Origin of the sequence: Muriicola sp. Z0-33 (genome assembly GCF_026126425.1) — a bacterium.
Lineage (GTDB): Bacteria > Bacteroidota > Bacteroidia > Flavobacteriales > Flavobacteriaceae > JAFMPW01.
The window spans coordinates 70,766-85,386 of record NZ_JAFMPW010000003.1 but is presented as its reverse complement, the minus strand read 5'-3'; the positions used below and the strand labels follow the sequence as shown (position 1 = coordinate 85,386).

12 protein-coding genes are annotated in these 14,621 nt (G+C 40.2%); 3 read left to right on the top strand and 9 right to left on the bottom strand.

Annotated features, from left to right (window positions below; translation table 11 throughout):
* The first annotated feature begins 187 nt into the window (after positions 1-187).
* Positions 188-1,171: a sugar phosphate isomerase/epimerase family protein gene (locus tag J1G40_RS06070; protein WP_265241717.1), complete on the top strand. Its 984-nt coding sequence runs from the start codon at positions 188-190 to the stop codon at positions 1,169-1,171.
* Between the two features lie 16 nt (positions 1,172-1,187).
* On the opposite strand, the gene J1G40_RS06065 is transcribed toward J1G40_RS06070, so the two are convergent.
* The 6 genes from J1G40_RS06065 to J1G40_RS06040 form a co-directional block, all read right to left on the bottom strand.
* A complete protein-coding gene (locus tag J1G40_RS06065) occupies positions 1,188-2,540 on the bottom strand; it encodes an AGE family epimerase/isomerase (protein WP_265241716.1) in 1,353 nt (450 codons plus the stop codon).
* 29 nt (positions 2,541-2,569) lie between these two features.
* Entirely contained in the window at positions 2,570-3,763 is a 1,194-nt protein-coding gene (gene uxuA / locus J1G40_RS06060) for a mannonate dehydratase (protein ID WP_265241715.1), read from the bottom strand.
* 5 nt (positions 3,764-3,768) lie between these two features.
* Positions 3,769-4,590 (bottom strand): SDR family oxidoreductase, encoded by an 822-nt coding sequence (locus J1G40_RS06055; protein WP_265241714.1) that lies wholly within the window; start codon positions 4,588-4,590, stop codon positions 3,769-3,771.
* A gap of 3 nt (positions 4,591-4,593) precedes the next feature.
* A complete protein-coding gene (locus J1G40_RS06050; protein WP_265241713.1) occupies positions 4,594-5,997 on the bottom strand; it encodes a putative oxidoreductase C-terminal domain-containing protein in 1,404 nt (467 codons plus the stop codon).
* A 71-nt stretch (positions 5,998-6,068) separates the two neighbouring features.
* Complete coding sequence (locus J1G40_RS06045) at positions 6,069-7,445, bottom strand: Gfo/Idh/MocA family protein (protein WP_265241712.1); 1,377 nt, start codon at positions 7,443-7,445, stop codon at positions 6,069-6,071.
* A 16-nt stretch (positions 7,446-7,461) separates the two neighbouring features.
* Entirely contained in the window at positions 7,462-8,673 is a 1,212-nt protein-coding gene (locus tag J1G40_RS06040) for a PmoA family protein (protein ID WP_265241711.1), read from the bottom strand.
* Between the two features lie 124 nt (positions 8,674-8,797).
* Here J1G40_RS06040 and J1G40_RS06035 point away from each other — a divergent pair, with 124 nt between their 5' ends.
* Entirely contained in the window at positions 8,798-9,730 is a 933-nt protein-coding gene (locus J1G40_RS06035; protein ID WP_265241710.1) for a ThuA domain-containing protein, read from the top strand.
* Positions 9,731-9,738: 8 nt separating this feature from the next.
* Here the strand turns inward: J1G40_RS06035 and J1G40_RS06030 are convergent, their stop codons facing one another.
* The 3 genes from J1G40_RS06030 to J1G40_RS06020 form a co-directional block, all read right to left on the bottom strand.
* Complete coding sequence (locus tag J1G40_RS06030; protein WP_265241709.1) at positions 9,739-10,947, bottom strand: cytochrome-c peroxidase; 1,209 nt, start codon at positions 10,945-10,947, stop codon at positions 9,739-9,741.
* A gap of 117 nt (positions 10,948-11,064) precedes the next feature.
* Positions 11,065-11,772 carry a DUF6090 family protein gene (locus J1G40_RS06025; RefSeq protein WP_265241708.1) on the bottom strand — a complete coding sequence of 236 codons (708 nt, stop codon included), beginning with the start codon at positions 11,770-11,772 and terminating at the stop codon, positions 11,065-11,067.
* 238 nt (positions 11,773-12,010) lie between these two features.
* Complete coding sequence (locus J1G40_RS06020; RefSeq protein ID WP_265241707.1) at positions 12,011-12,178, bottom strand: hypothetical protein; 168 nt, start codon at positions 12,176-12,178, stop codon at positions 12,011-12,013.
* A 1,316-nt stretch (positions 12,179-13,494) separates the two neighbouring features.
* Here J1G40_RS06020 and J1G40_RS06015 point away from each other — a divergent pair.
* Positions 13,495-14,583 (top strand): adenylate/guanylate cyclase domain-containing protein, encoded by a 1,089-nt coding sequence (locus J1G40_RS06015; RefSeq protein WP_265241706.1) that lies wholly within the window; start codon positions 13,495-13,497, stop codon positions 14,581-14,583.
* Positions 14,584-14,621: the final 38 nt, after the last annotated feature.

Below are 14,621 nucleotides of genomic sequence, written 5' to 3'. Positions count from 1 at the left end.
AAAATATTTTTCATTTATTTAATTCTTATGGCAAGGAAGGAAGCTGGACGAAAGTCCAGCTTTTTTATTTCAGTGCTTAGTGGTTGCCGTACTCCCTTAAGATAAATCTCAAAAATTTAGCTTAAATTTCGAAAGATACTTTTGACGCATAGCAACGCTTTAGGTTTATAATTTATACCATTTGAAAATGACAGATAACAAGATTTCTCGTAGAAAAGCCCTGGAGAATACCCTAAAAGGATCAATGGCCGCCCTGGCTGGATTTGGTTTTAGCTCTGATATCCCGCGAGTATTACCAGACAATGTTAAAAAAGTAAAGCCACAACTTCCTATGCGGGTGAGTTTAAACACTTCTACCTTACTTCATTATAATATTCCTGTGGACCAGCAAATTGATATGGTAGCCAATGCCGGTTTTGACGGGGTTGAACTGTGGATGCGAAATATTAAATCTTTCCTGGATAGCGGAGGAAGCACAGAACAACTAAAGGAAAAACTGCAAAGCCATAATTTGCTTTTGGAAAACATTATTGGCTTTTCAAAATGGTGTAGTGATGATGCTGAAGAAAGAAAAGCTGCCCTTGACCTGTTGGCAGAAGAGATGGAAATAACCGCAGGCCTTGGGGGAGCATTTATCGCTGCGCCAGTGCAGGGGATAGCTGCTTTAGACAGGACAAAATACGATGATTACGCAGAGCGGTTTACTGCCATCTTAGAACTTGGGGATCAAACCGGGGTAACACCTGTGTTAGAACTTTGGGGGATGGGCGCCTTAAACAAGGTAGCAGATTGCGCACAGATAGTAATTGCCAGCGGTCATCCCAAGGCTACTATGCTGCTCGACTTTTACCACATTCACCGGGGGGGGAATGATTGGGATACCCTGGATTGCCTTAATGGTAAAAGGCTGCCTGTTATTCATATGAACGATTATCCGGAGCATCCTTCCTGGGATAAACTTACAGATGCAGACAGGGTTTTACCCGGGGAAGGTGTTTGCCCATTTAACGAAATCCTGCCAAAGTTATTCGATGCTGGTTTTAGAGGAGGCCTATCCGTGGAGTTATTTAATAAAGGATATTGGGATACCATGGATGCCGAAACACTTTTGAAAAAGAGCTATACAACTACGCAACAGGTGATCCAAAAGTCTTTAGCTGGCAAGATTTAAGCATTACAGAGGGCGCTTAGTCTTCTGCCCTCTCCAGTAGCAATTTGCAGTTTGCCAGAGATCTGTAATTATGGTACGTAGCTTTCCAGATATGACCTTTTAATCCTTCTTGGGCTTGGGGACGTTTATCTGTACCCCATTCGTACCAACCCCCATTTACATCATCTAATAAATAAGTGTTGGTATACTCCCAAAGTTGATCGAAACGGGCCCTGTATTTTTTTGGATCTTCGGGGTAATACTGGCTAAAAAGCAGTAGGCTGTTCAGGCCTTCGGCCTGTGTCCACCAATTCTTATTATCATTAACAATAGTAATTTCATCTTTCCCTTTAAAGTAATAACCCCCATCATAGAATCCACCCAGTTCATTATCCCAGCCCGTTTCCAGGGCATGATCTACCATTCTTTTCCCTTTTTCAAGTGTGATACTGTGTTGCTCACCCAGCGCATCTGCAGCCTCTAAAAGCAAAAAGGCGGTTTCTACATCATGGCCAAAGGAGACATGATCCAGATAATAATGTTTCTTTATGGTTATATCAGTGCTGTCTTTAAATGATATAGGTTTCCAGTCTTTTGTAAAAAAGAGATGCATATACCCTTTTTCTGTGGTAATAGTATCTCTGATAAGCATCAGCAGTTCTTTCAGACGCTTAGCCAACAATTCATCGGGCCACACCTGGTACAAACTGGTAAAAGCCTCTAACAGGTGAATAGAACTGTTTTGATCCTTATAACCTATTGTGGAATTTGAAGGAAAATCATCTGTACGTTGTACAGGACTCCCATCTAAACTCAGGGATTGAAAATACCCTTTGTTTATTGTATCATGGCTGTGTGTTTCTAACCAATAGAAGGTTTTTTTTGCATAATCAAGGGCTTCCGGATCTTTAGAGGCTTTATAATACGCAGACAAACCATATATGGCAAAAGCATTGCCATATGCCGTTTTTGGCTCTTCTGTTACTGGCAAGGGGAGCCCTTCTCTGCTAACCAGGTTAAAAAAACCGCCATTAATACTATCCCACATCTGATCCCGGAGAAATTTAAATCCATGACGGGCATATTGCATATAATCCGTAGTGCTCCCAAATAATTCAGCGGCTTTTGCGGTGGTCCAGATATGCCTCGCCTGGGAGACAATCATTTTATCTTGCCTTTCTCCAACTGTAAAGTCTTTATTGATATCACTATAAAACCCGCCGTATTCATAGTCGATAACAAGAGGATACCATTTCTGCAGTAAGTTTTGAGTGATGGCAGCATCGAATTGTGAAATCAGTGCAGCGTTAGCCGCTTTTTGCTCGGCAGTCCGGGAACTGCAAGCTATAAGAATTATTGATAGAATGAAAATTGATGTTACATTTCTCATACCTGAATCGCATTTAATCTATGAGGCAACTAATTATCAAAACTCCTAATGCCCTTCTCCAGGCCATAAATTTGAGCAAGTCCCAGAGCCCTTCCAATTAGGGAATACCCTGAATAAAAATCGGTCTGGCGTCTTTTGTCATCTAACAGCACATGACCGTGATCCGGACGCATGGGGATGGCTATTTCTCCAATACCTGATGAATATCTTCTTTTTTGTTCGCTAATAATCGCTTTTAAAATTTCTTCCATTTGGAGCGAACCATCTAAATGTGAAGCTTCATAAAAACTACCATCTTCCTGCCTTTCTACATTTCTCAGGTGAATAAAATGTATTCTGTCTCCAAAATCCTCTATAATTTTTACCAGGTCGTTCCCCGCTGAAGCCCCTAATGAACCCGAACAGAAAGTGAGTCCGTTACTGGGTGACGGACAGGCATCTAAAATAAATTTTAACTCTTCATAATTAGAGGCTATCCGCGGCACGCCGAAAACCTCAAAAGGAGGATCGTCCGGATGAATGGCCATTTTAATGCCGAGTTTTTCCGCTTCAGGAATTATAGACTTTAGAAAATAAGCCAGATTTTCCTGCAGCTGTTCCTTAGAAATTTCCAGTACGGTACGATGATTTCTCTTAAATTCTTCAAGGGAGATCAGTTTTTTTGAACCTGGCATTCCTGCTAAAATAGCATGCTCTAATGCTGTTCTCTCTTCCGGGTTCAGGGTATCAAAATAGTTTTTGGCCTCATTTATTGTCTGCTCGTCATAGCAATCACTGGCGCCTTCCCTCTGCAGGATAAATAGATCAAATGCCGCCGCAGCTATGGGATCAAACCTCAAGGCGGAAGCACTATTGGGTAATTGGTAATCCAGATCTGTTCTGGTCCAGTCTATAAGTTGCATAAAATTATAGCAGACCGTGTAAATGCCATTTTCTGCTAAATTCCGAAGTGTCTGAATGTAATTCTCAATATACTTGTCGCGCTCGGGCAGCCCATATTTTATAGTAGTATGTATGTTGACACTCTCTACCACAGACCATTGCAGTCCTGCGGATTCTATATTTTTTTTTAGTGCAGCGATATCAGAATTGGGCCAAACTTCCCCAATCGGGATATGCTGGCAGGCTGCTACTATTCCTTCAACACCAATTTGTTTAATATCCTCGAGGGTCACACCAAAGTCTGGTCCAAACCACCGGAAAGTTTTTTTTAGATATTCCATAACTATTATACTCCTGAAAATGTACTGAACCCGCCGTCCACATCAAAAATGCCACCGGTGACAAAACTAGAAGAGTCGCTTAAAAGATAATGCACCATCCCGTTAAGTTCTGAGGCATCACCAAAGCGGCCCATGGGCGTATTGTTAATGATTTTCTTGCCCCTGCTGGTATAAGTGTTATCCTCGTTCATAAGCAATGCCCTGTTTTGGTTCCCGATAAAAAAGCCAGGCGCAATGGCATTTACTCTAACCTTATCATTGAACTTTGAAGCGAGTTCGTTGGCCATCCATTTGGTGAAAATATCAACCCCGGCCTTGGCAATAGAATACCCCAGAACTCTAGTGATTGTTCTCTTGGCCGCCATAGACGAAATATTAACTATGGATCCATGTCCCTGTTTGGCCATTAATTCGCCCAGGATAATTGTGGGCATGATGGTTCCATATAAATTGATATCGACCACCTTTCGGGTATCTTCAATCTCTAAATCAAAGATGTCCTGTCCTTCCTTAAGTGTGGCTCCTGGTATATTACCACCTGCTAAATTTACCAGGCCGTCTAATTGCCTTACATCTTCCTGAATCTTATCCCTTGTTTTCTTTAATTGGTGCTCATCTAAAAGGTCTACCAGGTAAGACCTGGACATCCCGGGCTTGATTTTATCTAATTCTACAATTTTCTTTTCCAGTTTTTCGGCAGATCTGCCTAAGAGAATTACGTTTGCCCCATTACTTACGAGATATTCTGAGATTGAACCTCCTAAAGTACCGGTAGCCCCGGAAAGGGCGTAGGTCTTTTTCGCTATTGAAAATGAGTCCTTGGTCATAAATTAGTTCGCTTTAGCCAATTGATATGCTGCTGTGGTAATATAATATTTTGTAATCATATTGGGAACTTCCCAGTCTGGAAGTTCTTGGTTCTCCAGATATTTAAGGTAATTCTCAGTAACCTGGGCAAAATGTGCCTCATGCCCAATTTTAAACTCGTCCGGAATGTTTATTTTCCAAAGACCGTCAGATATTTTCTCCATGGTCGTACCCGGATATAGCTCTGCAACAGCTCCTGCAACAGCCCCTTTTAAACTGGCCTCAAATCCTTTGGTATCTTTTGCTTCCACGTAAAGTGTTGGTAAATAACCTTCATCTTCCCCCTGTTTTATAATCAGGTTACTTTTAGAACCCCGCATAATGCTATAATGCGTATCTGCTGTACCTTCAGGTGCCTGATAGTTCCATATCACTGAGACTTTAGCCAATTTACCCCGAATTTTATAGATCATTTCCCCATTGCAATAAACATGTAATTTATCTTCCTTAATGTCTTTACTGAGATATTCAGGAAATGCATCCAGGCCAGTAACTTTTTGAAATTCCGGGAGTGTCAAAACAGTAGGCCATCTTTTTGCGGAAACCATTTCGATATCATTAGTATCTATTACTTGCCCTGGGAATGCCTCCCATTGCACTAAATCTACTAAATGGGTAGTGACATCAACTATCCCATCTCCCTCTTCATTTACATCAAAGAACCAGGGGGGCCTTATCAGTGGTTTTCCGGAAACATATTTAAAAAAGTGATGTACGCTTTCTTTAACAATTGAGGGTTGCCCGTGATGACCATCCAGAAGTTCGCCAAAAACGTTAGTTTGAGCAGATAATAACTTTTGCAGCGCGGTTGTAGACTCAAATCGCTCTGTCATAATATCGTAGAGGATGAGGTTTTTTTCTTTTGCAATCCGGAAGGCTTCCTTAAGCTTGGCATATCCTTCTTTATTTATTACCAATGGTTTGTCTGCATAGACGTTGATGCCCGCTTTAACAGCTTCCAGGATATAGTCTATTTTTTTAGAATTCTTACCGGCCACTATCATTACATTGCCCGGCTGCTCATTGAGCATGTTTTTTAGATAATCCGTTCCGATACGCCGCTCTACTTTCCAGTTTGTCGGGGAATTTTCCCTGTTATTGTATGCAGCTATTTTATCTAAATAGTCCAGTACTTCAGGGCCTTCAGGGGCATATACATATAGAGTGGAAGCTACATTTTTATACATGGTCTTTTGTACCAGCGCGGCATGGAAATGTCCCGGGTCTAAGGTCATCAGTCTGATATTGGTAGTGCTTGCCTGATGCATTACATTGGGTTTAGGATTGTTTTCAGAACAGCAGAAAAGCAGTCCAACCGTACAAAATAAGATAAAGTACTTCATAAATATGGCAGTAAATTTAGTCATAAGAAGGTAATGGAGGAAATTCAGATCAACTAACCCCATTCTGATAAATTAAAATTTTGAGGTATAGCCGGTTATATCTTCAGGTAGTCCGTACCATATGGTTTTCGCTGTTCGCGGCGAAGCAGTGCATTGGCCTCATCGTCATTGATAAAAACTTCTTTATCAGGATCCCAGTCTAATTTCCTGTCAAAATGCATTGATATATCACTAATGAGACAGATGGCACATGCTTTATGACCTTTTTCTATAGGAGAAATAGGGGCTTTTCTTGTTTTGATACATTCTAGCCAGTTGCCGTGCTGATCATCAATTTTTTCGAGATGTATTTCGTTTTCTCCAATTACAGATTCTAGCAGTTTTGGATCTGAGGCATTCAGGGCTTTACTGCTTTTCTCTTTATCTACCGGGTCTGATGCAGAAGCCTGGTAATCGCCCCTTGAAACAAATATCCAACCGTCCGAACCTTCATAGCGGATTCCATTGGTGTAACCTCCACTGGTATACACCGTAATACCATTTTTGTATTCGTGTTTTACGAAGAAGTCGCCATGTACATTCCACAGTCCCGATTTTGGGAATTCGGCCAAAGATTGTACCGAAACGGGGCCGGTTAACTCTGTGTTCATCCCCCATGCTGCGGAGTCGTAGTGGTGCTGTCCCCAACCAGTGATCATACCCGCTCCGTAATTTCTGATTCGAAGCCATCCGGGTCTGCTATAATCATTTTGAGGGTGTACGCCTATTTCTGTATAAGGAACCAGGGGAGTAGATCCCAGCCACATATCAAAGTTTAGATTGGACGGGACTGGCATTTCAGGGGCAACAGGACCGGCAGGGTCTCCTGGTAAGCCAATTTTTACGGTATGGATTTTTCCAATTCGACCATTTCTAACCAATTCGGCAGCTACCCGGAATTGCGGCATGGCCCTTTGCTGGGTTCCTACCTGCAGTATTACCTTCTTTTTTTGTACTACTTCGCGTAATTGCTGTCCTTCTTTTATGGTCAGGGAGGTAGGTTTTTGAAGATAGATGTCTTTACCTGCCAATGCTGCCTCCATAGCGGGTTGAGAATGCCAGTGATCCGGAGTACTAATGACTACTGCGTCCAAATCTTTGTTGAGTAACATTTCTCTGTAATCTTCATACACTCTTGTATTCATGTAGTTCGCCTTATCCATCTTTTTTTGATAATAGCCATCTACCCAGGTCTTGGCATCGGCGGCCCGCCTGGCATCTACATCACAAACAGCCATAACTCTTGCTTCGTTATATTTCAGGGTATCAGGAACATCATGGACCTGGGCAATTCGGCCACAACCAATCTGACCTATATTGATTTTATTGCTCGGTGCGTCTTTCCCCAGAACATGAGCCGGTACTATGGTTGGGAACCCTACCATTGCGGCAGTTCCTAATGTTGTTCTGTTGATAAATTTTCTTCTTTGCATGATGTGTATATTGTTATTAATTCTCTATTAGGCTGATTGTAGGTGGTTGGGCAAAGGCCTGCCAATAGGCTTCTGCTTCATCGGCATTTAATTCTCCTTCAAAGACGACCATTCTGTATTGCAATTGGTAGTTTTTATCTGGTTCAATTTTCCATTCCTGGTGTCTTATAGGACAGAATTCGAAGAACATATCTCCACGCCCTCCATTGGCATCCACAGGCCATATTCTCATGGGTTCGGGATGCATTCGATTGTTAGGGTGACTCATAAACAGAATTCCATTGGTGCCCCCATAGGAAGCTGCTCCCGAGACTATACACCATCTGGCGTTACTACCATCGGCAGAGAGCCGGTCTTTTCCTTCCGAAGTCAAAACAGTGCAATTGTCTGCTTTCCAACGCTCATTAAATCGCAGACCAATGCCGCCGCCATATCTATAGGCCTCGAAAAGGATCCCCTCTTTTAGTGGAGAACTGAAGTTGGAAATATAGTCCAATACATATCTGTCCGGATTATCCGAATTCCATAGTTTAATTTGCAATTCCTCATTTAATGCAACATTTGGGGATTCTGTTGTTTTATAGTCTATATGCTCCTGAGAAGCAGTTAAGGATGCAAAAACAGCTCCTGCATTCACATTTTTAAACTCTTTAAAAAGTACTGTTCCCATCCCTTCACCAAGGTTCCAGAAATCTACCCGTTGCCCGTTTACCTGGGTGTGTGTCCAGGGGCCCCATAAACCGTAATGATGCCAGTGGTCTGGAGGCTGTATTCGGGTTAAAGTATCTCCCCGGGGGGTAATGAGTGGGTGGATATATCCCGATTTTCCATAAATAGAATCTATACCTTCAGGCGGATAGCTCATTTCATACCGGTATTGGACTACAGCTTGGTTGTTGATAGCTAATTCCATATTGCCCTGGTGCTTTTTTGCCTTTAAAATTGCAGTGTTTTTGGCGGTAAGCGACAACTGTTTTAAGGTGTATTGAAGGTGGTTTTCGGGATGATGTATAAACCACAGATCCTGAGTGAGTTCATCGTATTGGAAATTCACATTTCTTTCCCCATTATACAAACTCATTTCACGGGGATTTAAACCAGGCATATGTATACGAACTGCCTCGGGAGTTGTGAGCCCTTCACTATTTCCGATTTCAAAATGGTAAGACTCTTTTTGATTGCAGGAGATCAGGACCATTATAATACCAAAAAGAAGAAAACGCATCATAAATGAGGGTTAGGGAAGGAAATTTAATTAAAAAAAGCTACTTTTCATGGGCACTTCATATTTTTTATGAAATCAATAAAAAGGAATAAGTGTAAATGCGGGCAAAAGGCCTAAAGAATTAATTATGAGATATACTTTATTTATTAGCCTGTTCCTATTTGTAACCATCGGGATAACAGCTCAGGATTTGGCTCCTTTTGAAGTCACCCAGGAATGGAAGGATAAAATAGCGCAATTGGCGCCTTCAGAACCTGGTATAAAAGGAGTAAAAAAGAAGAAGTTGCTGGTATTTTCGAAGGCAACCGGCTTTTATCATTGGGTGATACCCCATAATGTTGCTATGTTAAAAATTCTGGCACAGAAATCTAATGCCTTTGAAATCCATATCGGGTATGATATAGGCAATTTTGAAAAGAAGCGCCTTAAGGAATTTGATGCCATAATCCTCAATAACCCTAACCCACGGTCACCTGATCGCAATTTGTTCCAGGACCTGTTACAGGATAATACCTCTCTTAATAAGCAGCAGATTGCAATAGCAGCTACAAAGTATGAGAAGAATCTAATGGATTATGTTTCCAAAGGGGGTGGACTTATGATTTTACACGGGGGGATTGTGGTGCAAAATAACTCACTTGCATTTAGCAAGATGACCGGTGGCAGTTTTGATTACCATCCACAACAGCAACAAATGAATTTAAAGGAAGTAGATGCGAGGCATCGGTTAGTGCAGGCATTTGATGGCAAGGGGTTTACTCATATAGACGAGCCCTATATTTTTAAAAATGCGTACTTCGATTATAACTTCAGGCCGCTGTTATATGTAGAAACAGACAAAATTATGGGCTTGAGAAAAGCGCTTGATTATAAGAGAAATTACGTATCCTGGATTAAGAGGTACGGGAAGGGGAGGGTATTTTATACGGCCACCTCCCATAATGCCCAAAGTCTTGAAAATGCTTCTTTATTACAGTTCATTCTTGATGGGATGCAATATGTTGTGGGCGATCTAAAATGCGATGACAGTCCGATGCCGGGTATTGGAGCAAAGAGATAGCGTTGTCTTTATAATTGTATGTTTCCACCTACGGGTAATCCACTGGGGACTTTTTGGGGGATATCCTTATTAAAGTTGTCATCATTCAGGGTGTTGAGAAACGAAATTATCAGAGACATTTCTTTTACACTTAGTTCTAACTCCCGGATTAAAGGATCAAATTGCTCTGACGGTACGTTTGGATTTCTTGATTTATTATTCGCAATATCCTCATAGAATTCCAGCACCCGTTCTAAAGTGTTGAAACTTCCATTGTGCATATAGGGTGCTGTAAACCTTAAATTTCTTAGCGATGGGGTTCTGAAGGCGAAAGTGTCTTGAAATCCCTTATCTATTTCTGGTAATTTGCTGTTTTCGGGGACTCCTATAACATGCATTTTGTAATCGGAGAACATGGGCCCGTTATGGCAGTTTATACAACCTACTTTCTTGAATAATGCCAGACCTTCTTTTTCAGAAATGAGAATAGCATCTGACTCTCCCCGCATATACCGATCAAATCTTGAATTATTGGTTATGATACTCCTTTCGAAAGCCGCTATTGCCTTGCCCATATTTTCGATAGTCACAGGATCTGCGCTTGGAAACGCCGCAGTAAATAATTGTTGATATTCTGAAATCTTCTTTAACCTGTCCATTATAACAGAAAGTATTTCTTCCTCTGCAAAGCCATGGCCGCGCATTTCTTCAAAAGCTTTAATAGGTTCTAAAGCCTGTTTTTCGAGACTTTTAGCTCTATCGTCCCAAAACATAGTGGCCAGTTGAGGATTGTATCTGCCACGTGCGTCCATCCCATTAAATGCGGTATTAATAATTGTTTGGGCATTTCTTTTTACAAAGGGGATATCATTAGGCGTGTTAAATTTTCGTTTGCTTCCAAATCCTTTGGCATTGGGCCCCATGGAGAGATCTAAAAATTCGGCATAGCCATTAGACGGGTGATGGCAACTTGCACAGGCGACATCTTTATTTCCAGAAAGTATGGGATCAAAGAAAAGTAGTCTTCCCAGGGCAATCTTATCAGCTGAGCTGGGGTTATCCTCCGGAGCTTTTATTTGTTTTGGGAGGGCAGCAACTGTTGCAAGTACTTTGGTCTTTTTTAATGCAGGCTTTTTAGCTGGCTTATGATCTGCACAGTGAACTAAAAGGAAAGCCAGGATGAGATAAGCAGCTATATTTCTAGCGGTTTGCCGGTAAGTAAAAAAGTGGGCATTCATTTTTTAAATCATCCATTTTGCATCCGAATTCCTATAAAATCAGACAAGCGGCACAAGCTTAGTTTTCTGGGTTTAAGTTAAGGTTTGTTGATCAGATTATTACTAGTAGCAAGTAAATTAATTAGTATTGAGCTCATCATTTATCAAGGCGTTGATCCTGTCTATTTCTGCTATAGCCTGATGATATACCTTATCCTTTTCATTCATAATATGGACCAGTGAAAGTAACAGGTTCTGGAACTCGTAATGGAAGAGTAATTCTGGCCGTTGTACAGAGGCGTCAGAAAATTTCAGAATAGGAGTAATAGAAGTAATTGTATGGGATATCATGGCATCATAATGGATGTTTTCCATTCGGTTGATATATAAATATTTTTCTTCCAAAGTGCGGATCCTGTCAATTATCTCCTGGTTACGCAGGAGTTTTATTTGCCCGCTATTCACCATGGTTTCATAAATATTTCCCTGGCGGTCAAAATCGGAGTATTGAGTAAGGTTGCGCACAATTGATCCCAGGCTGTCCATATGATCACGATTGTTGGTTTCAATCAATGTATTGGCATAACTAAATTGCGCCTTGAAGTCATTGTTAAATTCTACCATTTCCAGAATTAACTCTTTATCGTCTGTAATTTGCACACGAATATTTTCGTAATACTGTATTTCTGCGTTTCTCTTAATCCTGTCCTCGTTCCAGTTGTCTACCTGAAATGCAAGACTAATCCCAATCATCACCAGCAATATTTCGCCAAGAGCGTAAAGAAGGTATCTTTTTAGATTACCTTCTTTAATCAGGCTTTGCCTTAAGTTCCTAAAGAGCTTCATTTCAGATCCCTGTCAATTATGAGTTATTTATCAAAAACGGGAGATTTCACAAGGGTAACTAAGGTAGTAAATTCCTTTTTCACCTTTGGTTTCATTCCCATTACCAGCCTAAGCAAATTAAATCTCCTGACTACCAGCCAATAGCAAACTATTATTACTATTAGCGATAAGGTAGTAATTAAGAATGCCTGTAATGCATGGGATACTTCCCATTGCAGGACGAAATAACCCACTACTATTAATACGGGTTGGTGCAATAGGTAGAAAGGGTAAATAGCCTTGTTGAGCATTTTTCTGGCAGGAAAATCATCCCCAATTGAAAAAAGAAGACACGAATAATAAGCCCAATGCGCAACCAGGCTATAAAATATTTTCTCCCTTTCCCGCGCTGCTTTTGCTGTTTCATAACTGTCCGTTTTTTAATTATGATACAAATCTATGCACACAGCATATCGTACAAAGAATCTCCCTGTAGGTACGATGTTCGTCCTTATCCGTACGTGTAAATATAATTGATTATCAGCTGGTTACGAATCTATAAACGCAGAAGGTGTCTGAGAGGTAATTTTCTTAAAGGCAGTGATGAAAACCGATTTGGAGTTATAACCAATCCTCAAACATTGACATATAGAAGGATATGATGAATATGCCATAAAAAAGTCTAGAGTATTCTATCCCAATGCTTTTATCAATTAAAACATGTATAAATAAAAAAAGGGACAGACGTGATGAAGGTCTGTCCCATTGACTAATCCAAAAAAAAGTATGTTTATTAAAGGTGTTGTTTCGAAACTGCCCAATGAATTCTCTTACTATCCTTAAGTTTTGAAAGGAAAGCGAACCTTCCAGATGTCCTGGGCGATTGATTGATGATTGTTTCTGTGATCTGTTCGTTCAATGGTTGATGAATTGGTAAACTGATTGATGAATTGGTATCCCCGTGATTAGCGGTTATAGTTTCTGTATTGAGCCCATAATGTTCTTTTTGATCCACTGAAAGTAGAAAAGTACTGGCCTGTTTTAGATTCTGTTGCTGTTCTGTTGATTGTTGCTTTCATAATATTTTATAGTTGTCGTTAATGTTCTTTTTTATTAACGGTTGTAATTTCTGTACTGGGCCCAAAGTGTTCTTTTGGTTCCACTAAAAGAAGAAAAGTAGTGTCCTGTTCTAGATTCTGTTGCTGTTCTGTTGTTGGTTGCTTTCATGATATATTATTTTATAGTTGTTGAAATGTTTTATTCTAATTAACGGGTATAGTTTCTAAATTGTGCCCATTGTGTTCTTTTGGTTCCACTGAAAGTAGAAAAGTATTGTCCTGTTCTAGATTCTGTTGCTGTTCTATTAGATGTTGCTTTCATAATTTCTATATATTTTTTGTTGTTTTTAATTTTGCTTACATCTAATAGACGAGGAGTTAACACTTTTGTTACAGTACTATGTATAAAAAGGTACCATTTTATGGAATATTTAACACATTTTGTTAATGAAAATTTCTTTAAGTAATTGATAAACAGTATTTTAATGTAAATTGTTATTTTTTATTTTTTTTCGAATAAATGACTACTTTTTTCAAATTCTGTCGTTTTAATGACGTTTCAATGTATCTTTTGCACCCAATTTATTCCATGATTTGATACAAAACAGTAGGAAAGGGGTAGGGTTGTTCAACTTTTTGTGCAGCGGAGTTTAGGAAGGTATTATTACCTTATATTTATAAGGTGATGTTGCATCCCAGGTACAAACGGTATATTAAACAGATTCTTCCTATTCCAATTATATGGTTCCTGGCTGCTTTGATATACTCACTGCTGGAATACGGACTGCTTGGTTCGCTGGACTATTATCCCTCTACACAGAATCCTTATAATTTCTCTAACAACCTGAAATTGACACTAATTGCTTGCATCATTTTTGGGTTACTTCAGGGAGCCATTGAGATCTTATGGTTAAGAAAGCGTTTCATAAAAATGAAACTGTGGGTAAAGATTACCTTTAAAACCTTTTTTTACCTCTCTTTCGTTATCATTTTTCTTATCGTAATCAGTACTTTCAATAGTTTTATAAATTTTAGTGGTGGAGATTGGTCAAAGGCCCTGGCCGATTTAAACCGGTTTATTACAAATTTTGCTTTCTGGAGTGTGATTCTTTACATAGGGGCCACCTTATATATGGCACTTTTTATCTCAGAAATTAGCCAGCATCTTGGAGATGGGGTATTGCTGAATTTCCTTCTGGGGAAATACCACAGGCCAAAAGAAGAAACCCGCATTTTTATGTTTCTTGATATGAAGTCATCTACAACCATTGCCGAAAATCTTGGGCATGAGCGGTATTTTGTACTGTTAAGAGCGTATTACGCAGACATGACATCTGCTATTTTGGAAACCCTCGGACAGATCTATCAATATGTGGGTGATGAAATTGTGATTTCCTGGCCCCTTGATGAGGGGGTCTATCAGAACAATTGTATACGTTGTTTTTCAAAAATTCAGGAGGCCATAGCCAAACGAAGCGCTTACTACATGGAGCATTTTGGCCATATACCCCAATTTAAGGCTGGCTATCATATAGGGGAAGTAACTACGGGCGAAATTGGCATTATTAAAAAGGAGATCATCTATACCGGAGATGTACTTAATACCACCGCCCGTATACAATCAGAATGTAATGCCCACAACGCAATGGCGCTGATATCAGGAAAGTTACTCCGCGAATTACAGAAGGAAGATCCAATTTCGTTTGAAAAGATTGGAGAGATGACTCTTAGAGGCAAAACTGAGGCCATTGAACTTTATAGCGTGGTATTCTGAATGTTATTAAGGCCCTGTATCCCGGTTTCGGCCTTTGA